This is a genomic window from Streptomyces sp. S4.7 (genome assembly GCF_010384365.1).
Lineage (GTDB): Bacteria > Actinomycetota > Actinomycetes > Streptomycetales > Streptomycetaceae > Streptomyces.
Genome location: NZ_CP048397.1, coordinates 6,672,864 through 6,696,688 on the forward strand (window position 1 = coordinate 6,672,864; position 23,825 = coordinate 6,696,688).

Genomic DNA, 23,825 nt, shown 5'->3' on the forward strand with positions numbered 1-23,825 from the left:
GCGATGATCTCCAACAGTTCTCGGTCCCCGGCGCACGGCGTCCGCGCTCACGGCCGGCTGACCGCGCGTGTCACACCGGCGATGATCGTCGTGGCCAGGATCCACCCGGTGATGATCAGGACGTACGACAGCCCCTGGTGCCGGCCCCCCTCCGGGGTGAAGGCCCGCTCCTGGCGGAAGTCGATGATCGGCAGCAGCAGATCGAGACTGTAGAAGACCGGGCTGAAGTCGGGGGACTCGTCGGCCTTCAAAGCGCGCGGACGGCGCACGGCGTACGCGGCCGAGGCCACGGCCGGCAGCGACAGCATCCAGGTCACGGCGCGCATGGGCCGGAATCCGTAGCCGACCGTGACGTCCTGGACATGGCCCCACAGCCGCGCGTACCAGGCCAGTCCCCGGCGCTGCCGGCGCTGCTTCGCGAGCTGTACGGTGCGGGCCGCCGCGTCGTCGCCGATCCCGCGGTACGAGGCGGTGGCCGCTGACTCACGCGAGCTGACGGCGGACCAGTTCGTGCAGCCTGCCGCCCGCGTCCGCCAACAGGGCCGCCGGCGGGCCCTGTTCGACGATCCGGCCCGCTTCCATGACCAGCACACGGTCCGCGTCGAGCACCGTGGAGAGCCGGTGGGCGATGACCAGGCGGCCCGCGTTCAGGTTGCGGGTGCTCTCGATCACGATGCGCTGGGTCTCGTTGTCCAGCGCGCTGGTGGCCTCGTCCAGGAAGAGCAGCCGCGGGCGCCGGACCAGCGCCTGGGCGATCATCAGCCGCTGACGCTGGCCCCCGGAGATGGCGCCGCCTCCCGCGATCATGGTGTGCACCCCCATCGGCATCCGCTTGATGTCCTCCGCGAGCCCCGCCATCCCGACGGCCTCCCACACCTCCTCCTGCGAGAACGTCTCGGCGCCGCAGACGCAGTCCCAGATGGAGCCGGTGAGCGGCTGCGCGTTCTGCAGGACGACACCGCACTGGCGCCGCACGGCCGCGCGGTCGAGCGCGGCCAGGTCCTGGCCGTCGTAGAGCACGCTGCCGGTGACCGGCCGGTCGAAGCCGATCAGCAGCCGCAGCAGTGTCGACTTGCCGCAGCCGCTCGGGCCGACGACCGCCACGAACTCACCCGGTTCCATCCGCAGCGACACGTCGTCGAGCACCAGCGGCCCGTCGTCGGAGTAGCGGAAGGAGAGCTTGCGGGCCTCGATCGCACCGGTCAGTACTCCGGGCTGGGCCCCCGTGTCGCCGACCTCGGGCGCCTCGTCCAGGACCGGCTTGATCTGCTCGAACATGGGCAGCGCCGCGGCGACCGACACCAGCGCGCCGGTCAGCTGGGTGACGGAGGTCAGCAGCATGGTCACGGCGGTGTTGAACGTCAGGAACTCACCCGCCGACATCGTGCCCCGGGCCGGTCCGGCCAGCAGCATGAACATCGCGAGGGAGCAGAACGGCAGATAGACCGCGTCCAGCACCGTCGTCAGGTTCTTGATCCGGCCCGCCCGCTGCTGGAGTTCGCGCGAGCGGGCGAAACCGCGCGCCCACGCCGCGTACGCGAAGCCCTCGGCGGCGGCGACCCGCAGCTTCGGGAGCCCGCGCAAGGTCTGGAACGCCTGGTTGTTGAGCTTGTTGCCGAGTTCGACCAACTGCCGTTGCCAGCGCAGCTGCCACAGCCCCATCCCGAGGAACACGGCCGCGATGACGGCCAGCATCCCCATCGCCGCCAGCGCGAGCGGAACACTGTGCGCGAACAGCAGCACGAGGCTCATCGCACCGACCGCCGCCGACTGCACGATCACCGGGCCGACGCCCGACAGCACCCGGCGGATGCCGCTGACGCCCATCGCCGCGCTGGCCAGCTCACCGGTGGAGCGTTCGGCGAAGAACGCCGTCGGCAGCCGCAACAACCGGTCCCACACGGCGGGTTGCAGCGAGCTCTCGATACGGCCCTCCATCCGCAGGATGGTCAGGCTCTGCATCAGCATGAAGGAGGCCGACACGATGCCGGTGATCATGACGGCGAGTGACACCTGCACGATCGGACCGGTCTGCGCGCTCGGTACGTAGTCGCCCAGCACCCGCCCCGTGGCGATCGGCACCAGCGCGCCGAGCCCCACGGTGACGAGCGTGGTCAGCAGGAGGTTGCGCAGGTCGGTCCGGTTGCCGCGCAGCCCGAAGCGCAGCAACCGCCAAGGCGTCAGGGGCTCTTCGGGCAGCGGGCGGTAGAACATCACGGCGCGCGGCTCGAAGTCGTCGGCGTTCCGCTCGCCCACACGCAGCCGCGCCCCGGTGGCCGGGTTGACCGCCTCGTAACGGCCGCGCCGCCACAGCAGCGCCACCGGGGCGCCGGACTTGGCCCGGTGGCCGACCAACGGTCCGGAGTCGGTCCGCCACCAGTGGGCGTCGAGCCGGACGGCGCGGGTACGGACCCGGGAGGCGATCGCGATCCGCTCGACCGGTTCGACACGGTCGTCGAGCGGGGTACCCGCGCCACGGGAGTGGTCGGAGAGGGCGATACCGGAGGCCGCGGCGACCAGACGGCAGACGGCGAACGTGGCGTCGCGGGCGGCGTCGTCCGTCACCGCGTCGGCCGTGCCCCCGGCGCGGCCCGTGCCGCCGGTCCCTGCCCCCGGGCGGCCGATGGACGCCACCAGCGCCTCGTCCGCGCGTGCCCGGACCGCTTCCCCGGCCTTGATACCGGCGGCGGTGCGGTCCTCGTGCGCGCGCTCCTGCCGCTCGATCCAGTGGTCCACGGCCGACAGCAGCCGGTGCTGCTGATTGACCATCCGCTGCCACATGGCCCCGTCGACCAGCAGGTCACCCGCCGCGTCCGCGCTGTACGAGGCGCCGTACCGCACACTGCCGGGGGACACCGGCATCCACAGCACGTCGTCGTCGGACACGGCGCCGTCGGCGTGCGGGCGGGTGTCGAGCGGGGTCTGGAAGAGCGCGCCGAGCCCGCGGGCGGCGCCGAGGGCGAAGGCGTGCTCCAGGGGCGTCGGGACCGGGGGAGAGGGCGGCGAGGTGTGGTCGCTGCCGTACGGGTCGCCGTACGCGTCCCCGTACTGGGGCGAGTAAGGATCCGGGTACGCGGGCGCGTACAGCTCCCGCAACGCGATCCGCCGCAGCGCACAGTCCTGCGAAGGCCTGCTCAGCAAGGTGTGCCGGGGGCCCTCGACCGGACCGAGGAGCAGCGTTCCCGCTTCGAGGCGGCCGAGGAAGTGCCACTGGCCGCGCTGCGCGGCGTCGACGGCGAACAGGTCGAGCGCGCCCCAGACGACGAGCCACAGCACATGCGGGCCCTCCAGCGGCACGTTGCGCAGACCGGCGCAGTCGACCGGGGTACCGAGCGCGCCGAGGGCGTGGACGACCGGATCCATGCCGGGCGCCGGGCCCGCCGCCGTCCCACCGGTGGCTCCGGCCGTCGCGTCGCCCGCCGTCCCGGGGCCGGCCGGTGGTGGCTGCGTGGAGGCCACGTCAGTACTCCTTGACCAGTTGGGCGTACGGACCACCGGCGGCGACCAGGTCCTCGTGCCTGCCGCGCTCCACGACCGCGCCGTGGTCGAGCACCACGATCTCGTCGCTGTCGCGCACCGTGCTCAGCCGGTGCGCGATCACCACGCACGCGCAGCCGCGCCGCCGCAGGTTGTCGATGATCAGGCGCTCCGTCTCCGCGTCCAGCGCGCTCGTCACCTCGTCGAGGACCAGGATGCTCGGCCGCCTGACCAACGCGCGCGCGATCTCCAGCCGTTGGCGCTGGCCGCCGGAGAAGTTGCGGCCGTCCTGCTCGACCCTGCCGTGGATCCCGTCGGGGCGGCGCGCGATCACGTCGTCGTACAGCGCGGCGTCCCTGAGCGCGGTGACGACGGCGTCGTCCGATATCGAGGGGTCCCACAGCGCGACGTTGTCCCGGACCGTGCCCTCGAAGAGGAAGACGTCCTGGTCGACGAAGGACACCGAGGAGGCGAGCGCGCTGCGCGAGATGTCCTCCAGACGCCGGCCGTCGATGCGGATCGTCCCCTCCCACGGGCTGTAGAGACCCGAAATCAGCCTGGAAACGGTGGACTTGCCGCTCCCCGAACCGCCGACCAGCGCGACCTGCTGCCCCGGACCCACCGTCAGCGAGAAGCCGTTCAGCAGCGGCGCGTCCAGCGGGCTGTAGCCGAACACGACGCTCTCCAGCTCCACATGGCCCGTCAGCCGGCGGGTACCGGCGTCCGGCCGGCTGTGCGAGTAGAGCGGGTCGACGGGGAAGCTCTCGACGTCCTTCAGCCGGGCCACGTCCGCGGCGAAGTCCTGGATCCGGCCCGCCACCCCGTTCAGCCGGGTGATCGGCGCGGTGAACCGCACCACCAGCGCCTGGAACGCGACGAGCAGACCGATCGAGATGGCCCCCTCCACCGCCCGCAGCCCGCCGATCCACAGAATCAGCGCGCTGTTGAGCGTGGCGAGAGTCGGCGCCACCACCGCCAGCGCCGCGCTGGGCACACCGAGCTTCTGCTGCTCCTCCAGAGTCGTCGCGTGCTGCCCGGCCCACCGGCGGAAGTACCCGTTCTCGCCGCCGGTCGCCTTCATCGTCTCGATCAGCTGAAGGCCGGTGTACGAGGTGTTGGTCAGCCGCGCGCTGTCCGCCCGGAGTTTGCGTGTACCGGTGGAGCGCAGATGGATCACGATCCGCATCGCGATCACGTTGAGCAGCGCCATCAGTACGCCGACGACGGTGAGTTGGGGGTCGTAGGACCACAGCAGCGCGGCGTACAGGATCACCACGACCCCGTCCACACCGGCCGCCGCCAGGTCCCGCGCCAGTGTCTCGGCCACCGCGTCGTTGGACTGGAGCCGCTGGACGAGATCGGCGGGGCTTCGCTGGGCGAAGAACGTGACCGGCAACCGCAGCAGATGCCGCATGAACCGGGCGCCGCCGAGGGTGGAGGAGATGATGCGCCCGCGCAGCAGGTTCGCCTGCTGGAGCCCGGTCAGTACGGCGGTGAGCGCGAGCATCACGGCCATCGACGCGAACAGCGGTCCCAGCAGCGATGTCTGACCGCCGATCAGGAACATGTCGATGTACGTACGGCTCAGCGCGGGCACCGCCGCGCCCACCGCCACCAGCAGCAGGCTGGCGAGCAGCGCGGCCAGCAAGGTGGCGGCCGTGCCGCGCATCCGCGCGGGCATGGCGCTCATGACGCCGGGCCTACGGCCGCCCCGGCGGAAGTCGTCGGTGGGCTCGAAGACGAGGACCACACCCGTGAAGCTGGTGTCGAAGTCCTCGATCGGCACGAATCGCCGGCCCTTGTCGGGGTCGTTGATGTGCACGCCCCGGCCGGCCGGGCGGCGGCCCATGCCGTCGTAGACGACGTAGTGGTTGAACTCCCAGAACAGGATCGCGGGCGCGCGGACATCGGCCAGTGCCTCGGTCTCCATCTGCATGCCCTTGGCCTGGAGACCGTAACCGCGCGCCGCTTTGAGGACGTTGGAGGCGCGCGAGCCGTCGCGTGAGACACCGCACGCGATGCGCAGCTCCTCCAGGGGAACGTGGCGGCCGTAGTGGGCGAGCACCATGGCGAGGGAGGCCGCGCCGCACTCCAGGGCCTCCATCTGGAGGACGGTGGGGGTGCGGACGGTCCTGGGCCCCGGGGCTCCGGCGGCGGGCCGGCCGCGTTTGGCGGCTCGGCGCCCTCCGCCGCCGGTGCCCGTGCCCGTACGCGAGGCGTCGCCGGGTGTCTCGTCGGGCCGGTGCCCGCGGCGCCCTGCGGGCGGCAGCCGCTGCTGCTTGCGAGGGGCCGGGGGAAGCTGGTGCCGGCGCGGGCTCACGGGAGCAGCCAATCGATCGGGTGCTGTTCGGCCAGCGTTACGGAACCGGTGGCCAGGGTCATGGATTCGACGGCGTACGGCGGCCCGTCCTGCGACGACCAGGAGTAGCCGGACCTGGTGGCCGACGACTCGTCAAGCCGCACCAGTACGGCCACGGGTGGCCCTTCGCGCGAGAACTGCTCGCCCAACTGGGTGCTGCCGAGGAAGCCGGTGATGCGCCGGCTGGTCTCGGCGACGCGGCCCACGGCTTCCACCTTCCCGCGCAGCACGCCGTAGCGCTGCTTGGGCACCGACTGGACGGTGACGTCCACGGACGCGCCGACGGGCACCGTCGCGCCGCTCTCGGCGGGCGCGTACAGCATCACGCTCAGCGGGTCGTCATCCTTCTCGATCCGTTCCACCGCCGCGACATCGGCACCTGTGGTGATCACGGAGCCGACCGCGGCCACCAGGGTCGTCAGCCGGCCCGCCGCGATGGTGCGGACGACGGTGTCGCCCTCGGGAGTGCGGACCTTGACGAGGGGGGAGTCGGCGGGCACCCGCTCGCCCTCCTCCGCGAGCACGTCCGTGACCAGGCCGGCGACGGGGCTCTGGAGGACGTAACTGCCCTGCGCGTAAGTGAGGATGCCGGGGGCGCCGAGGGTGGACGACACGGTGCCCGTCACCGCCCAGACGGCCGCGGCGATCATGGCGACCACGGTGACGGCCAGCACGAGACAGCCCTGGGGCCGGGCGAGGCGCACCGGCAGATCGATCTCCTCGGGCGACTGGAGCCTGGAAAGGGCCTGTTGACGGAACTGCACGACGCTCTTCCCTGGTAGCTCTGGTAGCTCTGGTAGCTCTGGTAGCCCGGTGTTCCCGGCGCGCACGGTCGGACGGCTCCCGGCCGGACGGCGCACGGCCGTTCCCCACGTCCCACGTTCTGTGTCCCACGACCAGCGCCGCGCCGGCCGTGTGCCCGGTACCCGGGCGCACGGCCGACGCGGCTGAGCCGACGTCTCAACTCAGAGGCTGGAGACCACGCCGGTGGCGAGACCGGTCACGCCCGACGTGTCGATGCCGGTGGCACCCTCGACGGTGCCGACGACGCCGCCAACCGTGCTGGAGACCGGGACGATGGAGTCGACGGTGCCGGTGACGGTGCCGACGAGGCCCCCGACGAGACCGCCCGAGACGTTGTCGAGGTCGGCGTCGGAGATTTCCTGGGTCTCAACCTGGGGAGAGCGGTTCATAATGTGAGATTCCCTTCGCATGGCTATTCACAATGGCCACGACCGGCTTCGCCGTACTGGCCGCACCGGTCGTCGCAGCGGTCGTCGAGGCGCTGCTACGTATTTCCGAGTATCAGGATTCGGAAATCCGTCGAATGGCGCCGGGTGACTTCCCGCGGTGCGAAGGATCAAAGCACGCATGCCTGTCGAGTAGCCACTCGAAGGCCGAACGCACGGACCGGACAGTGGAGTTGCAGCGCGCCGAAGTGCCCGGCCGTCCATGGCTTGGTGGCATCTTCTTCACGTGATCGACAAACCCGAACTGGACATTCCCCCACCAAAGCGATTACCGGCGGGGTGTCGCAGGTACGTACCTGGCGGAGGGCCGTGCCCACCTGCGTATTCGGTGTGCAGATTCCCCGCAGAAGGCAACCGCCCGAAAGTCCGCCGCCGGCCGCGCCGATTGCCTCGTCGCGGTATTTCCGGGGAAACGGCGCGGCTTCCAGGAGAAGGCAACATAAACGCATAACGCCGTTGCGCCGGACGCGGGGGAAATGGCCGCCTTCCGTCCGGTCGCCGCCCCGTTCGACGCGTTCGGTGCGGTCTGTCGTCCGGTGTCCTGAATCGATGATTCCGCCGGGTCTGCGCCGGGCGGATCGTGAGCCTCGGGCGTGAGCGCGTACTCGACGCGCGGGCTGGGTGGCACGCGCCACCGCACCCGCGACGGTGCCGCGTTGTCCCTGTTCGCGGAGGTGCCGCGGCGGCCTCTTCTCCGTTTCGCCGTGATGTCGCGCACCGGCCGCCGGATCCGCGAAAAGCGGAGGAGCTCATTCTCCTCGGGGTGCGCCGGTACCACCGGCGATTACCCATCCGTGTCGCCGAGCGGATCCGGCGACACGGATGACAGGCACCCATAAGCGGGTGCCCCGGCACCCGGAAATATCTGTGTATTCTCCCTGCCGGAGGTGGGGACACATGATCCTCGAATACATTCGCTACCGAATTTCCGAGAACCGCGCGGCGGAATTCGAAGCCGCCTACGCCCGCGCGGCCGGCCCACTGGGCCGCTCGCCCTTCTGTCACGACTTCGAGCTCTCGCGCTGTGTCGAGGAGTCCGACCACTACATCCTCCGGATCCGCTGGGAGTCGCTCGACAAGCATCTGAAGGACTTCCGGTCCAGTGCGGAGTTCCGTGCCTTCTTCACCGGGATCCGCCCCTACGTCGACGCGATCGAAGAGATGCGGCACTGCACCCCGACCGAAGTCGCCGGAGTCGGCGCCGGTACACCGCGGCCACCGACCCTCTACGAATGGGCCGGTGGCGGCGATGCCTTCGACCGGCTTTCCAGCCGCTTCTACGAAATCGTCGCCACGGACGAATTGCTCGCGCCGATGTTTTCCGGCATGAGCGCGGACCATCCGCACCACGTGGCGCTCTGGGGCGGCGAGGTGTTCGGCGGCCCCGCCTAATACACGGCTCACCACGGCGGTTACGAGGCCATGCTCGCCCACCACATCGGCAAGGCCATCACCCCGCGGCAGCGCAGACGCTGGGTGGACCTCCTCGCCGACGCGGCGGACGACGTCGGCCTCCCCGCCGACCCGGAATTCCGCGCCGCCTTCACGGGCTACCTCGAATGGGGCACCCGTATCGCCCTGGAGAACTCCCGCCCCGACGCGGCCCCGGTACCCCGCGCCCCGGTCCCGCGCTGGGGCTGGGGAGAGGCGCCGCCGTACCGGCCGTGATCCCGTGACACCGGCCCCCGCCACCCCAACTGCCGCGCGGTAACCTCCTGATGACCGACCGGAGGAACCCCGAGGAGGACCGTGGAGCGGCGCCACGAGCGAGGGCGGCGGCAGCGATGACCGACACCGGCCCCACTCTCGAAACCGTCACCGGCGCACGCCAGACGCTCACCGTCGTCCTCCCGGTCCGGCTGCACCGCACACCCGATCCGCGCGCCGGGTGGGCCCAGGGTCCGTATCCCTTCACCCAAGGCGCCCGCCGCACCGACACCGCCACCCGGTCCGGATACTTCGCGCCGGCCTCCGCCCGCGTTCTCTACGGGACACCGGACCGCCCCTGCCGCTGGCACCGGGTGCTCGCGGTCACCCACGACGGCCTGCACCTCATCGGCCTGGAGATCCTGCGCACCGCCACCGCCACCGCCACCGCCACCGCCCGCGACCCCCGGCACGCCCTCGCCGTACTGCACTTCACCGTCGACGTACCACTACTCCCGGTGCTGCGGGCCATCGGCCACCGCCCCACCGCCGGACCCGACCCCCTCAGCGGCCCCCTCGACCCCGACACCCTTCTCGACGCGGTCGCCGAAGTACGCGACAGGACAGGTACGTTCGCCCTCGCCCGTCCCTACACCGTCGCCTTCCTGACCCCCGGGGCCCACCACACACCGGCACTGCGCCCGGACCCCGAAGCGATGCTGCCGCCCACCGCCGACCGGTGGCTCTGGCAGCTCGCCTCCCGCTCCGCCCCGGGCGACTTTCCCGTGGTACCCGAGAGCGCCCCGCACCACGAAGCCTCCACCGTGCGGATATCCGCCGACTGGAGCGCCCTCGTACTGCGCCACGGCGCCGCGTTCCTCGGACACCGGGCCGACGGCGGGGACGGCGACTTCTACGACTTCGGCGCCCTGCACGCCCGCACCGTCTACCTCGACGCGCTGCTCCTCGGGTCGCTCCAGCGCGACCACATCGACGAACTCACCGAAGAGCTCTCCGAGGTCTTCGACTCCGAACGCCTCACCCGCCGGGTGACCGCGCTGGAGAAGAACATCGCCCGCTTCCGCAGCACCTACTGGCGCCAGCACCTCACCGCACACGGTCCCGCCAACGGCCTGCTCCGCGCCTTCCAGCACCAGCACCGGCTCCCCGAGCGCGTCGCCGAGATCCTCGCCGAGGCCGCCGACTACAGCCGGCTGGTCCAGACCCTGGAGAGCCAGCAGATCAGCGGCGCGCTGGGCGTCCTCACCATCCTCGGACTCCCGCTCGGCACGGCGCTGAGTGTCCTTCAGGTCCTCGGCGACGAGTCCGTCCCCCATCTCCTCGTCGCCCTCGGCCTGTCGGTCGCCGCGACGGCCGCCGCGCTCACCACCCGCTACGGCCGGCTGGTCCTCTCCTCCCTCCGCGGTGGCACAACCGCCCCGGACAGGCGCCGCTGAACGCACCGGCCGCAGGCCGTCCCACCTCTGCACGCGATCGGTGCGAGTACACGAACGATCAGCATCGGCCGAAAACGTTCGAATCCGCGCTGATCCCTGCCCATCCGTAGGACGAGCGGACTAGTGTCGGGACCTGACCTGCACGTCCGTTCACCTCAAGGAGGGTGATGGTGCCCGCGTCGGAGCACCCGGTCGGCATCCCGCTCCTCGAACGCGAGCCGGAGATCGCCGCCGCCGCGCACGCCGTCGACGGGCTCTTCGGAGCGACACCGTCCGGCGGGCTCCTCGTCTACCGCGGCGCCGCCGGGCTCGGCAAGACCGCGCTGCTCTCCGAGGTCCGGCGCATGGCGGCCGGCCGCTGCACGGTGTGGTCGGCGCGCGGCGGCGAGACCGTGACATCCGTGCCCTTCCACGTCGTACGGCAGTTGCTCCAGCCGGCCCTGACGGGGCGTCAGCCCGACGGGTTACGGGAACTGCTCGGTGACGGGTACGACATCGTCGGCCCCGCCCTCGGAGTCGCACCGCCCGGCGAACGGCACGCCGATCCACAGGGCGTCAGGGACGGCTTCGAGACGCTCTTCCGCTCACTCGCCGAAGCACGGCCCCCACTCGTCCTGATCATCGACGACGCGCACTGGTCCGACCTCGAATCCCTCGCCTGGCTGGCCTCCTTCGCCCGGCGCACGGGCGGCCCGCCGATCCTGGTCGTCGTCGCGTACCGCGTCGAGGACGCGATCGGCGAGTGCGCCCACCTCCTGCGGGCCCTGGGCGAGAGCGCCAGACTCCTCGTGACCCTGAAGGCACTCACCTCGGAAGCCACCGCCAAGCTCGCCCGCGCCAGCCTCGGGGAGCACGCCGACGAACCGTTCTGCCGCGAGGTCTGGGAAGTCACCGGCGGCAACGCCTACGAAACCGTCGAACTGCTCGCCAAGGCGCGCGACCAGGCCCTGGACCCCGTCGCCGAGTCCGCCGACGCACTCAGCGCGCTCGGCGCCGCGACACGCGGCACCGGCCTCATCGCCAGGCTGGAGGAGCTGGGCACCACCACGACCCGCTTCGCCTGGGCCGCCGCCATCCTCGGCACCGACATCTCCCCCGAACTCGTCGTGTCCCTCGCCGGAATGGGGCCCGCGGAGGCCGCCGACTGCGCCGAGAGGCTCCGGCTGGCCCGCATCCTCGTCGGCACCGACCCGCTGGAATTCGTCCACCCCCTCATCGCCACCGCCGTCTACCGCGCCATCCCTCCGGCCACCAGGACAGCCTTCCACGGCCGGGCCGCCTGGCTCGTCACCCGCAGCGGCCGGGGCGCGGCCCTCGCCTCCCGGCACCTCCTGGAGGTCCACCCCGACAACGACGCCGAACTGGTCGAGCAGTTGCGCGAGGCAGCCGCCGAACACCTCGCGGTCGGCGCCCCCGACGCCGCCCGCCGATGCCTCGAACGCGCCCTGAAGGAACCACCGTTGCCCCGCGTGAGCGCCGAAGTGCTCTACGAACTGGGCTGCGCCACCCTCCTGTCGTCACCGGCCACCACCGTCGATCATCTGCGCGCGGCGATCGACACCCGGCTCCTCGACGACGCGCTGCGCGTCGACGCGGTCTTCCGGCTGTCCCAGGCCCTGACACACAACGACCAGACCCGGGAAGCCGCCCAGGTCGTCGCCGCCGAAGCCGCCCGCACCGCACCCGGGCCCGCCCAGATGCGCCTCAGGGCCGCGCACTTCCTCTGGGAGGGCGTCCAGGACGCCGAGGACGACGGCAGGGAACGCGCCCGCCGCCTCACCGGCACGGCGGCCGGTCTCAGCGGACGCGACAACACCGAACGCGTCCTGCTCATGCTGCGCGCCTTCGACGCCACGGCGCGCGGCGAGAGCGCTGAGGAGATCGTCCAGATCGGCGAACGCGCCCTGGTCGACGGGGTGCTCGCCCCCGGTACCGGCTGGACCGGCACGTCCTGGGGCTTCGAACCACCCGCCCTGCTCGCGCTGTCCTTCGCGTTCGCCGACCAACTCGACCGCGCGGAGAGCCTGTTCGACGAAGGCATGCGGGCCTTCGAGATCTCCGGCTGGAGCGGCGGCCATCTCGCCTTCGCCCATACGCTCGTCGGCTACGCCCACCGCAGACGCGGCCGCCTCGTCGACGCGGAGGCGTATCTGCGCGAGAGCCTGCGCCTGGCCGACCGGGTCGGCGACCGGCTGCCGATGCACTGGAACGGCATCTGCATGCTGGTGGACACCCTCCTCGCCCGGGGCCATGTCGAAGCGGCGCGCGAAGCGGCCGAGCGCTACGCCTTCGCACCGCCGTACGCCTCGTCCATCGCCATCCCCGACGCCCGCTCCGTACGTGGCCGGCTGTTGCTCGCCCTCGGCCGCACGGAGGAGGCGATCGCCGAACTCGAAAGCACGGGGCGGGCGTTGACGGCGCGTGGCAGGCACAACTTGGTGATGGCTCCCTGGGCGTGCGACCTCGCACGGGCGCTGGCCGACGTGGATCCGGACCGCGCGGCCGAACTCGCCGCGTACGCCCGCGACCGGGCCGAGCGTTTCGGTACGCACACCGCGATCGGTGTCGCGCTGTGCACCTCGGCCGCCCTGACCGAGGGGCCGGCCGCCGTCGAGCTGCTCGCCGAGGCGGTCACCCATCTCGAAGCGTCACCCTGTACGTACGAGCTGGCGGTCGCGCGGGTCGAGTACGGCATCGCCGCGCGCTCCGCCCCGGACCTCGGGCGGGGCCGGGTACTCGCCGAGGAGTGCGGCGCCGACGGACTCGCGGAGCGGGCACGGCTGGCGCTGGAGGGCACCAGCACGGCGGGCGGCGGCGCGGTTCACCGCCAGGACTGAGCCCGCCGCCGCGCCACCCCACCGTTCCCGGCGTCGGTCGTCCGGGCGGGGTCGGCACCGGTACGGCGCAGCGGCCCGGTCACGCCGGCGGGTGGCGCGCGCGAGCGGCGGCGCTGCCCCCCCGGCCCGGGCCCGCCGTCCGCCGCCGTACGGGGGCGCGACGACAGCCGGAACGTCGTGCTCCATGCGTCCGTCGGGCGTGCCGGCGCCGCCGCTCGCGTCCCCACCACCGTGACGACCCGCACTCATGGCGCCGGCGGCGTCGGGTAGGGCTCCGGCGCATCCCGGCGTCGGCGGGTGGCGCGCCGCACGACGAACAGCACCAGCGCGGCGAGGCACGCGGCCCCGATGAACACGATGGGCCAGACGTACCCGGACGGTGCGGACGGCCGGTCCGAGGGCTCGGCCCGCGCCGCGGCCGCGAGGCGGGGCGACCGCGCGGTGTCCGTAGCCGTAGCCGTAGCTGTGGCCGTGGCGGTGGCCGCGACGGCCTCCGGCCCCGCCGCCCGCCCCGCCCGCGCGATCAGTCCGCGCTTCTCCTCCTCGACCGCCTGGCGAGGCGGGTTCGGCGGCCGGGGCGGCTCCAGCGACCCCACGGGCGTCACGGCGGGCGCGGCCTTGAAGCCCCAGTCCAGCAGGGACCGGGCCTCCTCGTACACCGCGTGGGAGGCCCCGGACTGCGGATTCATCACCGTCGCCAGCAGCGTGCGGTCCCCTCGCCGGGCCGCCGCGACCAGTGTGTTCCCCGCGTTCGTGGTGTAGCCGTTCTTGACACCGATCAGCCCCGGATAGCGCCGCACACCATCGGCACCCGTCAGCAGCTTGTTCGTGTTCCGGATGCCGAAGGCCGTGCCGCGGTCGCCGGGGAACCGGGCGTCGACGGTCGAGCAGTGCCGCGCGAACGCCGGCGACTTCAGCCCCGCGCGGCCGAACACCGCGAGGTCGTACGCCGACGACACCTGCCCGGGCTCGTCGTAGCCGTCCGGCGAGACCACGCGGGTGTCGCGGGCGCCCAGCTCCTCCGCCTTGGCCTGCATCTGTCTGATGGTCGATTTCCAGCCGCCGTTCATCCCGGCGAGGACCCGCACGGCGTCGTTGCCCGAGCTGAGGAAGACACCCCGCCACAGATCGGCCACGTCGTACGTCTGCCCGGCGGTGATTCCCACCATGCTGCTGCCGGCGCCGATCCCCGCCAGATCGGCCCGGGTCACGCTGTGCCGGGTGCCCGAGGGGATCCGGGGCAGCGCGGTGACGGCGAACAGGGTCTTGAGCGTGCTGGCGGGCGGCAGCGCGCGGTGCGCGTTGTGGGCGGCGAGCACCGCGCCCGTGCGCGCGTCGGCGACGACCCAGGAGAGGGCGGAGACATCCTTGGGAGGCGCGGGCGCGCCCGATGTCGCGCGCACGTGGGTGCCGGGCCGGTACAGCAGGGAGGGGTCGGCCCGCGAGAGCGCGTCGGCGGTGGAGGCCGCGGCGCTCGCGGCGGTGGCCATGGGTACGGACGCCGCCGCCGGAACAACGGCCAGCAGACCGGCCAGACCGGTGGTCAGGGCCATGGAGCGGGCCAACGAGGGATGCGGGAGCCATCTGATGATCATTCAGTCACCGTAGAAACGGGCGCCGCCCCGCGCACGGCCGCCTGAGCCGACCGGAGGTATCCCCGTCCGACGCCGCCCCCGCCTCCTTCGGCGTGTCGGCGAGCCTTGCGGGCGTGGCCGACGGGGCGGGTCCGGCCGGTCGGTCCCCCCGCGCTCGCCAAGGGTACAAGGCGCCGCAATTCGAACAGGTGTCGTCACTGAGCGTGCCGTTCGCGCGGCGCTCCGTGCAAAACGCGCGAGTCTATGCCTGCCGGGCCGGTCCCCGCACGGGGTTGGTGAATATGCCGTTGAGCACTTTCGCCCGCACTAGGCTCTCGCGGAGCGCACCGAGTTGATACGGAATCAGGCGCTTGTTCCCATCTGCCGCAATAGTTTCGAATACCCGACCCTGAATCGATCGCCAGAGGGCTTACATGGTTCGTGTTGAAGCACCGATGAATGATCAAGCGTCACCAACCGTTCGCGCGCTTCTGCTCTCCGCCGCCCTGATGGCGACGGCGACGGCCGTCGTCGTGGTCCTCGTCGCCGACGCCGCCCGGATTCCGGTCGCGGCGTACGGCGCGGTCGTCACCGTCCTCGTCACCTGGGGGGCCGTGGAGATCGCCCGGCGGGGCCAGGCGACGCGCGCGTCGCATGTGCGGTACGGGCACCAAGTCGCCTTCCTGGAAAGGCGTATCGCCGAGCACGACAGCCAGAGCGTGCGCCTCGGCAAGGAACTGATGCCGCTCGCCATCCACCAGCTCCGCCGGGGGAACTCGCCCCAGGAGGTCATGAACGTCATCGTCGACGGCGACGAGCGCTACCGCGAACTCCCCGACTCGCAGCGCGCGTTGCTCCGCGCGATCCTCGACATCGTCGACGACGAGGAGGCCATGCGTGAGTCCGCGCAGCGCTCCTTCGTCAACATCGCCCGACGCGTCCAGTCCCTCGTGCACCAACAGGCCAGCGAACTGCGCGAGATGGAGGAGCACCACGGCCGCAATCCCGAGGTCTTCGACGACCTGCTGCGCATCGACCACGGCACCGCCCTCATCGGGCGGCTCGCCGACAGTGTCGCCGTACTCGGCAAGGCCCGTCCCGGACGCCAATGGCCCCGGCCCGTACCGCTGTTCAGCGTGCTGCGTGGTGCGATGTCCCGGATCCTGGAGTACCAGCGAGTCGATCTGCACTCGATCGCCAAGGTCGCCATCGTCGGTACGGCGGTCGAGCCGCTGATCCACGCGTGCGCCGAACTCCTCGACAACGCCACCCGTTACTCGCCCCCGCAGACGCGCGTCCACGTGACCGCCGTCGAGGTGCAGACCGGTATCGCGATCGAGATCGAGGACGGCGGCGTCAGCCTCAGCGAAGAGGCACGGACGCGGGCGGAGCGGATGCTCGCGCAGGCGCAGGCCGGTGTCGATCTCAACGATCTCGGTGAGAGCCCGCGGCTCGGCATGGCCGTCGTCGGCCGGCTCTGCCAGATGTACAACCTCCAGGTCTCGCTGAGGCAGTCCGCGTACGGAGGCGTGCGCGCCGTCCTCGTCGTACCGCGCGACGTGGTCACCACAGGGCCCGCGCCCGGTATCGCCCACGGCATCGGCGCGTCCGCGATGGGCACCGGCGGCACCGAGCTGCCCGAGATGCGCCGCCCGCGCACCGCGGACGCCGCGCCTGCCGCCGCCATCGGCCGCACGCCGGGCCGGGGGAGCGGGGCCCCGGCCTCGAACCCCGCGCCCGCCCCGGCCGCCGTTCCCGCGCCCCGCCCGGCCACCGGCCCGGTGCGGTCGGCGCCGGTCAGGGCCGCCATGGAGGACGACGTCCCCGTCGTCACCGAGTGGACGGCGAACGGCCTTCCGCAGCGCCGCAGCCGTGGCAGGGCCCCGCTGGGCTCGCACAACATCGTGCGGACACCGGCGCCGCAGCGTTCGAACGCGACCTCCGCCGGTACTCCGGGGACGACCGGCGCTCCGGGCGCGCCCGGCACCTCTAACGGCACCGGGGAAGCGGGGAAACCCGGCCCCGGCATCTGGCTCGAAGCATTCACCAAGGCGGTCAGCGGCGACCCGCACCCGCAGGGGCCGTCGACCGGCACCACGGGCACTACCGGCGTCACAGGCACGACAGGCGTCACAGATGCGACAGGCGCGGGCGACGCGCCGCCGGACCTGCCCGGCGAGCGCGGGGAATCAGACGACATGTGGGGCAAGGGGGACCTGAAGTGATCCAGCAGCGTGCCAACTTGGACTGGCTGCTCAAGGAGCTCGCGGACGGCGTTCCGCAGGTCCAGCAGATCGTCGTGCTCTCCGCCGACGGACTGCGGATCGCCAGACACGGTGGAGACCCCGACGTCGCCGACCGTCTCGCCGCCGCCTGCGCGGGACTTCAGAGCCTCGCCGCCGCCGTCGCCGCCGAAATCCCGATGAGCGACGGCCGGATGAGGCTCGTCGTCATCGAAGTGAGCGGCGGATTCTTCTACTTGATGGAAGCGGGTACCGGCGCCTACCTCGCCGTACTCGCCGACGAGACGGTGGACGCCGGACTCGTCGGCGCCCGGATGCGTGACATGGTCGTCCGGATCGGCGCCCATCTGACGAGTCCGCCGCGGCACGACGGGCAGACCGGATGACTCCTCCCCGACGAGAACGCAGGCTGCCCGGGGCGGACGTGGGGGACCCCGAACGGCTGTACGTGATCACGGGTGGCCCGGACGGCGCCGAGCGCGCCTCGCTCGACCTCGTCACCATGATCGTGGCTCGCGGGGCCCCCTCGCCGACGGTGCCGCCCGAACAGGCCGCCATCCTGCGGCTCTGCGGGGCGCCGCTGTCCGTGGCCGAGCTCTCGGCGTACCTCAGGCTGCCGTTCAGCGTGGTGACGGCGCTGCTGACCGACCTCCTCACGACCGATCTGGTCGAGTCCCGAGCGCCCGTCGCCCGCGCCGCACTCCCCGACAGGTCCCTTCTCGAAGCGGTGATGCATGGACTCCAGAAGCTCTGACACGATCACAGGACCCAGGAGCGGGGACGTACTTCCCACCACGGCGACATCCGCGGTGAAGGTCGTGATCGTGGGCGGATTCGGGGTCGGCAAGACCACCATGGTCGGGTCGGTGAGCGAGATCCGCCCGCTCACCACCGAGGAGACCATGACCCAGGCCGGCGTCGGCGTGGACGACAACTCCGGGGTCGAGAGCAAGACCGCCACCACCGTCGCCATGGACTTCGGCCGGATCAGCATCAGCGAGCAACTGGTGCTCTACCTCTTCGGCACCCCCGGCCAGGAACGCTTCTGGTTCCTCTGGAACGGGCTCTTCGAGGGGGCGCTCGGCGCCGTCGTCCTCGTCGACACCCGGCGCCTCGAAGTCAGCTTCGACGTGATCGGGCGGCTGGAGGAGCGCGGCGTGCCGTTCGTCGTCGCGGTCAACACCTTCCCCGACGCACCGAGCCATCCCGTCGAGGCGCTGCGCACCGCGCTCGACCTGCCGGACGAGGTGCCGATGGTCGACTGCGACGCGCGGCTGCGGTCGTCGAGCCGCGACGTCCTGCTGACCCTCATGCGCTATCTGCACTCGCTGGCGCTGCCGGCCTGAACCCCTCCCGGCCCGAACCCACTTGAGGCCCGGCCCCCTACCGGCCCGATCCCCCTCCCATCCCTGGAGTGACCGTGACAACGCCCTATTCGCACCGGCCGGGAACGGACGACCACGCCGCACCGCCGCCGGGCTGCCCGGCCCACGGACTGGTCGCCGACGCCTTCGGCGACCACCTGGCGCCCTCCGGGCTGCGACGGCTCTACGGCCCCGAGGCCGAGAGGGACCCCATGGGCCTGTACGAGAAGCTGCGCGCCGAGCACGGCTCGGTGGCACCGGTCCTGCTGCACGGTGACGTACCGGCCTGGCTGGTTCTCGGCCACAGCGAGAACCTGCACATGACGCGCACCCCGTCCCAGTTCTCGCGGGACTCCCGACGCTGGCGCGCGGTCAACGACGGCAGCGTGCCGCCCGACCACCCCCTCGCGCCCATCTTCACCTGGCAGCCCATCTGCGTCTTCGCGGACGGCGCCGACCACGAGCGGCTGCGGGGCGCCGTCACCGACTCGATCGGCCGGATCGACCACCGGGGCGTACGGCGTTTCATCAACCGCTACAGCAACCGGCTCGTCAACGACTTCTGCCAGGACGGCAGGGCCGACCTCGTCAGCCGTTTCGCCGAGCACCTGCCGATGATGGTGATGGCCCAGATCCTCGGCATGCCCGAGGAGTACAACGAACGGCTGGTCGAGTCGGCCCGCGACATGATCAAGGGCACCGAGACGGCCGTCGAGAGCAACGCGTATGTGATGGCGGCCCTGGACCGGCTGGTGGCGCGCCGCCGGGCGGCGCCCGACGAGGACTTCGCGAGCTGGCTCGTCGAGCACCCGGCCGGGCTCACGGACGCGGAGGTCGCCCAGCATCTGCGACTGGTGCTCATCGCGGCGTTCGAGACCACGGCCAACCTCATCGCCAATGTGCTAAGTGGCCGCAATTTCATCAGATGCAACACTGCGGTTGGGGTGCATATCAACAGCCGCCTTCCCCCTATGTCCTGGTCAGCACCCTGTGCGGGTTCGGTGTGGATGGCTCGCCGGGCCGCTTGAGATGCGGCGAATGCGAGCCGGCATGCCTTCTGAGCTGGGAACTTGTCAGGTGATTACATCTGATGAAAGATTCCTTCGTCTGATGTAGGCGGCGGAGGGTAGTCATTCGTGGGTGGGAACAGGCTCGCGCCGGGGGCTGTTGGGCTGCACCTGGTAGGTGACCTGCCGCTGCTGCGGCCGGACGAGCAGGTGTTCACGGCGATGCTGGACGGCTGGCGCAACCAGCAGCTCGCGCGGAACCTGGCGTTCTCCACGATCGAGGGCCGGGAGAAGGTGGTACGCGCCTTCGTCCGGCACGCGGACACGTTCCCCTGGGCCTGGTCGCCGCAGATGGTCGACGAGTGGCTGGGCGACCTGCGGTCGGTACGGCACCTGCGCCGTTCCACACTCCGCAACTACCAGGGATCGGTCCGGTCCTTCTGCTCCTTCATCACCGATCCCGCCTACGGATGGGCGGTGACCTGCGAGGAGCGTTTCGGCGCCCACCCGGTGCAGGTGGTGCACGAGTGGAACACCGCGGTGCACGTGGAGGAAGCCGAGGCAGACCCCAGTAAACGGGCCTTCACCCGGCAGGAGTTGCAGGCGTTCTTCGACCACGCCGACGACCAGGTCGGCAGGGTCCGCGGCCGGGGCCGCAAGGGCTGGCTGCCCGCATTCCGCGACGCGATGCTGTTCAAGACCGCGTACGCCTTCGGCCTGCGCCGCAACGAGACGCGGATGCTGGACTCGGTCGACTTCGGACGCAACCCCGAAGGTCCTGAGTTCGGCGAGTACGGCGTCCTCTACGTCCGCCACGGGAAGGCGAAGAAGGGCTCGCCGCCCAAACGCCGCAGTGTGCTGACCGTCTTCGACTGGTCGGCGGAGATCCTCCAGCAGTGGAACGAGGAGGTACGTCCGCTGTTTCCCACCGCCGGCTCCGGGGCTCTGTGGCCGTCGGAGCGATCGGCCCGGGTCGGCTTCTCCCAGATGAACACCCGGTTCACCACCTACCGGGACGCCCTCGGCCTGGACGACGGACTCGACTTCCACTCCTTCCGCAGGTCCTACGTCACCCACCTGATCGAGAAGGGCATGGACGCCCGGTTCGTCCAGGAACAGGTCGGGCACGAACACGCATCCACGACCGCGATCTACACATGCGTGTCCTCCGACTTCCGCACCCGCACCCTGCGCAGAGCGTTGGACGCGACGATGCAGGCCGCTCTGCGGCCGGCGAGGAGGGCTTGATGAAACGCCAGGTCAGCTACCAGTGGCGACTGCGCGAGGTGATGGCCACCCGCGGCATCTTCGCCGCCTCCGACCTCTCCCCGCTGCTCGCCGAACGCGGCATCGAGCTGTCCTCGGTCCAGGTCTGGCGCCTGGTCACCCAGACTCCCGAACGGCTCTCCCTGCCGGTCCTGGCCGCGCTCTGCGACATCCTCGACGTCACCCCCACCGACCTGATCGCCACCCGGGCCGAGAACGTCGCCCCGCGCCGCACCGCCGCCTCCGGCGGCGCCGACGTCGTGGACCTGGCCAACACCATCCGGCCCAAGCGCGCCCGGATCACCCCCGACTCGTGAGCCCGGCCTACGACAGCCGCGAGAAATACGAGCGGTGGCACATACGCACCTGCGCACGCTGCGGCCGCCGCGCAGCCAAGTCCGCGAACTGGTCAGACGGACCTATCTGCCGCACCTGCTATGAACGGGCCACGCGGGACCGAGGCCGCTGCCCCGGCTGCAAAACCGAGCGGCTGCTTCCCGGCCGCAACGTGGCGGGAACCGCGATCTGCCGGGATTGCGCAGGCATCAGCCGCGACTTCTTCTGCGACCGCTGCGGCTTCGAGGGCCTACTCCTGGGCGGACGGCTCTGCGAACGCTGCACCCTCTCCGACCAGCTCACCGCCCTCCTGGACGACGGCACCGGCTGCATCCACCCACAGTTGATCCCGCTGCACCAGCTTCTGGTGAGCCTGGACCGTCCGAAGAGTCGGCTTATCTGGCTCCGCAACCGGCAAGTCCCGGCACTCCTGCGAGACCTCGCCACCGGAACAGTGCCACTCACACACGACGCCATCCAGGCCCTGCCGAACTGGCGGACCGCCGCCTACCTGCGCGACCTGCTCATGGACAGCGGCGTCCTGCCTCACCTCGACCGGCGACTCCTTCTGTTCGAGCGGTGGCTCGCCCAGCGAATCGCCACCACCGCCGACACCGAACACGCCCGCATACTCCAGCACTTCGCCACCTGGCACCAGCTTCGCAAGCTCCGAGCCAAGGCGGCCAAGGGCCCGTTGGGCACGAGTACGACGCAGGAATGCCGCCAGCAGATCACCCAGGCTGGTGCCTTCCTGGTCTGGCTCGCCGCCCGGCACGTCGCGCTGAGCGCCTGCACCCAGACCGATCTCGATGCCTGGCACGCGGAGAAGTACGCCACCCGGCGACCTGCCCAGGCGTTCTTGCGATGGTGCATGGAGACCCGCCGGATGCCGCGGCTGATCATCCCGAACCACCCGACCACCAACCCCCACCCGATGGGCCAACACCAGCGCGTCACCGCCCTGCAACGGGTCCTCGCCGACGACAGCACCGCGCTGAGAGTCCGGGTCGCGGCCTGTCTGGTCCTGCTGTTCGCCCAACCCGTCAGCCGCATCGTTCGCATGACCACCGACGACGTTCTCCGCGACGGCCAGTGCGTCACACTCCGCCTTGGCGACCCGCCCACTCCAGCCCCTGAGCCGGTGGCCGACCTCCTGCTCGACTACCTCCAAGCGCTGCCCGCCAGCACCCCCGCCATCAACCAGAACTCGCCCTGGCTGTTCCCCGGTCGCCGAGCGAGCCAGCCCATGAACCCCGCCACCCTGCGCGACGCACTACGAAAACTCGGCATCCCTGTCGAGAAAGGCCGCACCTCGGCCATTCGCCAGCTCGTCCTCCAGGCCCCGGCGCCCGTCATCGCCCAGGCACTGGGCTACCACGACAAGAGCACCACCCGCATCGCCAACGACGCCGGAGCCCCCTGGAAGAACTACGCACCCGGCGACCACAACCGGCGATCTCCACGGCTCCGGTGAGGCACCGGCCGACCGTGAGATTACGCCTGCAGGCGCTTGATCCAAGGGTGAGGTCCGTACGTCTTGGAGATCGCATCGACGAGCCAGCTTCGCTGCTGATCCGTGAGCACGGGCAGCGCAGCGTCGAAGTCCTCTTCGTCCTTGGGCCGAGGTGTCTTGGCTTTGTAGTAGAGCTGCACGTCCAGGGCGAGAAAGGGAACACCGTCAGCCGAGGTCATCCCCAGCATGCTGATCGGCCTACGCACCCGGGGGTCACGCCGTGACACCCATTCCTGGCCGCAGGACTCGTCGATCATGATCTGGATACGCCAGGGATCGTCGGGCCCGGGCCGGCACCAGATGTCGTGAACTTCCAGCGACAAGACCTCGTCCAACGCCCACGGACGCAGGCTTCCCGGTGGATCGGCGGCCCACCATTGCCAGCCCGACAGAGCCTGCTGGGCCACGAGCTGATCACGCCGCAGCAACAGGACATCGATGTCCCCATGGCTCCGGATTCGGCGGCCCACCGCGAGCTCGATCGCGAAGCCCCCAGCCACCCACCAGCAGGACTCCAAGCCGGAGAACCTCGCGACAACCTCGCTCAGAGAGGCGGGATCCCACCTGCCAAACGGAGCCCGGAGACGTGTCATGCCGCTCATTCTCCCGTGGCTGCCCTTGAGCCGACGCACACCACTGTTGATCACGAGCAGTAACAGACACGAGAGCCGAAAGGCCGTCAGGTTCAGGAACACCGACTACTCGATAAACGACTCTTACCAGTCCCGCATGGTCCTCACCGACCCGCGGTTCCGTGCCCAGCTCAGCGGTGGTCATATGACGCTCCCCGAGGCGGTCGAGCAGACGCTCTGGGACGAGCCGCCGTTCACCACCATCTTCGGCCGGTGGGCGGTCGGCGACACGGAGCTGGGCGGGCAGCGGATCAAGGCGGGTGACGCGCTGGTCGTCGGGATCGCCGCGGCCAACGTCGACCCGGTGGTACGGCCGGACGTGAAGGCCTCCATGCAGGGCAACCGCGCCCATCTGGCCTTCAGCGGCGGGCCGCACGAATGCCCGGGTCAGGACATCGGGCGCGCGATCGCCGACACGGGGATCGACGCGCTGCTGCTACGACTGCCCGACCTTCAACTGGCCGTGCCGGAGGCGGACTTGCGCTGGTCGGCGTCGCTCATGTCACGGCACCTCCAGGAGCTGCCGGTGACGTTCGCCGCGCGTTCGCCGCAGGACGTCGCCGGACCGCCCTCGGCCACGCCGGGGCACGCGCCGCGCACCGAGTGGCAGGTGGAGTCGCCGCGGCCGGTGCCTGCGCAGGGCGCATCCGGCGCCTTCGCCGTACCGTCGCCGGCACGCCCCGCCGGGTCCCCGTCGGTCACCACGTCCGAGGCGCCGTCCGCCGCCCCGTCCGCTCCGCCGAATCCGGCCGGGGCGATCCCGGCGCAGCGCGGGCCCGGCGCGCCGGCGCGTGCGTGGCGGACCGTGGTGCGCTGGTGGCGGGGTTACTGAGCCGGGTCTCCGGCGGATGTGGGCGGCTGAG

At 71.4% G+C, this 23,825-nt stretch carries 18 protein-coding genes and 3 pseudogenes; 14 read left to right on the forward strand and 7 right to left on the reverse strand.

All coding sequences use genetic code 11. The features are described from left to right. Positions 1-47 precede the first annotated feature (47 nt). From SSPS47_RS29625 to SSPS47_RS29645, 5 genes and pseudogenes are all read right to left on the reverse strand, one after another. A pseudogene (locus tag SSPS47_RS29625) lies at positions 48-473 on the reverse strand (membrane-associated oxidoreductase); the annotation flags it as partial. 10 nt (positions 474-483) lie between these two features. Then, positions 484-3,363 carry an NHLP bacteriocin export ABC transporter permease/ATPase subunit gene (locus SSPS47_RS29630; protein WP_164255155.1) on the reverse strand — a complete coding sequence of 960 codons (2,880 nt, stop codon included), beginning with the start codon at positions 3,361-3,363 and terminating at the stop codon, positions 484-486. Positions 3,364-3,460: 97 nt separating this feature from the next. Continuing rightward, positions 3,461-5,581, reverse strand: a complete 2,121-nt coding sequence (locus SSPS47_RS29635; RefSeq protein ID WP_239065352.1) for an NHLP family bacteriocin export ABC transporter peptidase/permease/ATPase subunit — start codon at positions 5,579-5,581, stop codon at positions 3,461-3,463. Positions 5,582-5,793: 212 nt separating this feature from the next. Next, positions 5,794-6,600, reverse strand: coding sequence for an HlyD family efflux transporter periplasmic adaptor subunit (locus SSPS47_RS29640; RefSeq protein WP_164253616.1), 807 nt, complete (start codon positions 6,598-6,600; stop codon positions 5,794-5,796). Positions 6,601-6,801: 201 nt separating this feature from the next. Continuing rightward, positions 6,802-7,029, reverse strand: a complete 228-nt coding sequence (locus SSPS47_RS29645) for a type A2 lantipeptide (RefSeq protein ID WP_147876380.1) — start codon at positions 7,027-7,029, stop codon at positions 6,802-6,804. A gap of 32 nt (positions 7,030-7,061) precedes the next feature. On the opposite strand from SSPS47_RS29645, the gene SSPS47_RS29650 reads away from it, so the two are divergent. The 5 genes from SSPS47_RS29650 (at position 7,062) to SSPS47_RS29665 (ending at position 13,027) form a co-directional block, all read left to right on the forward strand. After that, positions 7,062-7,316 carry a hypothetical protein gene (locus SSPS47_RS29650; protein ID WP_164253617.1) on the forward strand — a complete coding sequence of 85 codons (255 nt, stop codon included), beginning with the start codon at positions 7,062-7,064 and terminating at the stop codon, positions 7,314-7,316. A gap of 667 nt (positions 7,317-7,983) precedes the next feature. Beyond that, positions 7,984-8,478, forward strand: coding sequence for an antibiotic biosynthesis monooxygenase (locus tag SSPS47_RS36310; protein WP_343234908.1), 495 nt, complete (start codon positions 7,984-7,986; stop codon positions 8,476-8,478). Positions 8,479-8,508: 30 nt separating this feature from the next. After that, positions 8,509-8,754, forward strand: a complete 246-nt coding sequence (locus SSPS47_RS36315; RefSeq protein WP_343234909.1) for a hypothetical protein — start codon at positions 8,509-8,511, stop codon at positions 8,752-8,754. A gap of 116 nt (positions 8,755-8,870) precedes the next feature. Further along, positions 8,871-10,190 carry a hypothetical protein gene (locus tag SSPS47_RS29660; RefSeq protein ID WP_164253618.1) on the forward strand — a complete coding sequence of 440 codons (1,320 nt, stop codon included), beginning with the start codon at positions 8,871-8,873 and terminating at the stop codon, positions 10,188-10,190. A 167-nt stretch (positions 10,191-10,357) separates the two neighbouring features. Then, positions 10,358-13,027 (forward strand): AAA family ATPase, encoded by a 2,670-nt coding sequence (locus SSPS47_RS29665; protein ID WP_164253619.1) that lies wholly within the window; start codon positions 10,358-10,360, stop codon positions 13,025-13,027. Between the two features lie 245 nt (positions 13,028-13,272). Here SSPS47_RS29665 and SSPS47_RS29670 read toward each other — a convergent pair whose 3' ends face one another. After that, entirely contained in the window at positions 13,273-14,517 is a 1,245-nt protein-coding gene (locus SSPS47_RS29670; protein WP_239065353.1) for a serine hydrolase, read from the reverse strand. Positions 14,518-15,035: 518 nt separating this feature from the next. Here SSPS47_RS29670 and SSPS47_RS29675 point away from each other — a divergent pair. The 8 genes and pseudogenes from SSPS47_RS29675 to SSPS47_RS29710 all read left to right on the forward strand — a co-directional run bounded on the left by SSPS47_RS29675 (position 15,036) and on the right by SSPS47_RS29710 (position 22,291). Then, positions 15,036-16,826, forward strand: coding sequence for a sensor histidine kinase (locus SSPS47_RS29675; RefSeq protein ID WP_164253620.1), 1,791 nt, complete (start codon positions 15,036-15,038; stop codon positions 16,824-16,826). Then, positions 16,823-17,230 carry a roadblock/LC7 domain-containing protein gene (locus tag SSPS47_RS29680; RefSeq protein WP_164253621.1) on the forward strand — a complete coding sequence of 136 codons (408 nt, stop codon included), beginning with the start codon at positions 16,823-16,825 and terminating at the stop codon, positions 17,228-17,230. Before SSPS47_RS29675 ends, SSPS47_RS29680 begins: the two co-directional genes overlap by 4 nt. Continuing rightward, positions 17,227-17,598 (forward strand): DUF742 domain-containing protein, encoded by a 372-nt coding sequence (locus SSPS47_RS29685; protein WP_164253622.1) that lies wholly within the window; start codon positions 17,227-17,229, stop codon positions 17,596-17,598. Before SSPS47_RS29680 ends, SSPS47_RS29685 begins: the two co-directional genes overlap by 4 nt. After that, entirely contained in the window at positions 17,579-18,190 is a 612-nt protein-coding gene (locus tag SSPS47_RS29690) for an ATP/GTP-binding protein (RefSeq protein WP_164253623.1), read from the forward strand. Before SSPS47_RS29685 ends, SSPS47_RS29690 begins: the two co-directional genes overlap by 20 nt. 74 nt (positions 18,191-18,264) lie before the next feature. Next, positions 18,265-19,107, forward strand: a pseudogene (locus SSPS47_RS29695) (cytochrome P450); the annotation flags it as partial. 237 nt (positions 19,108-19,344) lie between these two features. After that, complete coding sequence (locus SSPS47_RS29700; RefSeq protein ID WP_203557829.1) at positions 19,345-20,463, forward strand: site-specific integrase; 1,119 nt, start codon at positions 19,345-19,347, stop codon at positions 20,461-20,463. Then, positions 20,463-20,798 (forward strand): helix-turn-helix transcriptional regulator, encoded by a 336-nt coding sequence (locus SSPS47_RS29705; RefSeq protein WP_164251158.1) that lies wholly within the window; start codon positions 20,463-20,465, stop codon positions 20,796-20,798. Before SSPS47_RS29700 ends, SSPS47_RS29705 begins: the two co-directional genes overlap by 1 nt. Before the next feature lie 191 nt (positions 20,799-20,989). After that, the gene (locus SSPS47_RS29710; RefSeq protein WP_239064878.1) at positions 20,990-22,291 is read left to right on the forward strand and encodes a site-specific integrase; all 1,302 of its coding nucleotides are present in this window, start codon (positions 20,990-20,992) and stop codon (positions 22,289-22,291) included. Positions 22,292-22,311: 20 nt separating this feature from the next. On the opposite strand, the gene SSPS47_RS29715 is transcribed toward SSPS47_RS29710, so the two are convergent. Next, complete coding sequence (locus SSPS47_RS29715; RefSeq protein ID WP_164254546.1) at positions 22,312-22,923, reverse strand: amino acid transporter; 612 nt, start codon at positions 22,921-22,923, stop codon at positions 22,312-22,314. A gap of 133 nt (positions 22,924-23,056) precedes the next feature. Between SSPS47_RS29715 and SSPS47_RS29720 the strand changes: the two are divergent. Continuing rightward, a pseudogene (locus SSPS47_RS29720) lies at positions 23,057-23,794 on the forward strand (cytochrome P450); the annotation flags it as partial. Positions 23,795-23,825 lie beyond the last annotated feature (31 nt).

Excerpts from the sequence above, each read along its gene's own strand:
- SSPS47_RS29635 (WP_239065352.1), bottom strand. The coding sequence starts at position 5,581 with ATGGAGGCCCTGGAGTGCGGCGCGGCCTCCCTCGCCATGGTGCTCGCC.
- SSPS47_RS29630 (WP_164255155.1), bottom strand. The coding sequence starts at position 3,363 with ATGGATCCGGTCGTCCACGCCCTCGGCGCGCTCGGTACCCCGGTCGAC.
- SSPS47_RS29690 (WP_164253623.1), top strand. The coding sequence starts at position 17,579 with ATGGACTCCAGAAGCTCTGACACGATCACAGGACCCAGGAGCGGGGAC.
- SSPS47_RS29705 (WP_164251158.1), top strand. The coding sequence starts at position 20,463 with ATGAAACGCCAGGTCAGCTACCAGTGGCGACTGCGCGAGGTGATGGCC.
- SSPS47_RS29660 (WP_164253618.1), top strand. The coding sequence starts at position 8,871 with ATGACCGACACCGGCCCCACTCTCGAAACCGTCACCGGCGCACGCCAG.
- SSPS47_RS29650 (WP_164253617.1), top strand. The coding sequence starts at position 7,062 with ATGGCCACGACCGGCTTCGCCGTACTGGCCGCACCGGTCGTCGCAGCG.
- SSPS47_RS29645 (WP_147876380.1), bottom strand. The coding sequence starts at position 7,029 with ATGAACCGCTCTCCCCAGGTTGAGACCCAGGAAATCTCCGACGCCGAC.
- SSPS47_RS29685 (WP_164253622.1), top strand. The coding sequence starts at position 17,227 with ATGACTCCTCCCCGACGAGAACGCAGGCTGCCCGGGGCGGACGTGGGG.
- SSPS47_RS29715 (WP_164254546.1), bottom strand. The coding sequence starts at position 22,923 with ATGACACGTCTCCGGGCTCCGTTTGGCAGGTGGGATCCCGCCTCTCTG.
- SSPS47_RS29670 (WP_239065353.1), bottom strand. The coding sequence starts at position 14,517 with ATGGCCACCGCCGCGAGCGCCGCGGCCTCCACCGCCGACGCGCTCTCG.
- SSPS47_RS29675 (WP_164253620.1), top strand. The coding sequence starts at position 15,036 with ATGGTTCGTGTTGAAGCACCGATGAATGATCAAGCGTCACCAACCGTT.
- SSPS47_RS36315 (WP_343234909.1), top strand. The coding sequence starts at position 8,509 with ATGCTCGCCCACCACATCGGCAAGGCCATCACCCCGCGGCAGCGCAGA.
- SSPS47_RS36310 (WP_343234908.1), top strand. The coding sequence starts at position 7,984 with ATGATCCTCGAATACATTCGCTACCGAATTTCCGAGAACCGCGCGGCG.
- SSPS47_RS29665 (WP_164253619.1), top strand. The coding sequence starts at position 10,358 with ATGGTGCCCGCGTCGGAGCACCCGGTCGGCATCCCGCTCCTCGAACGC.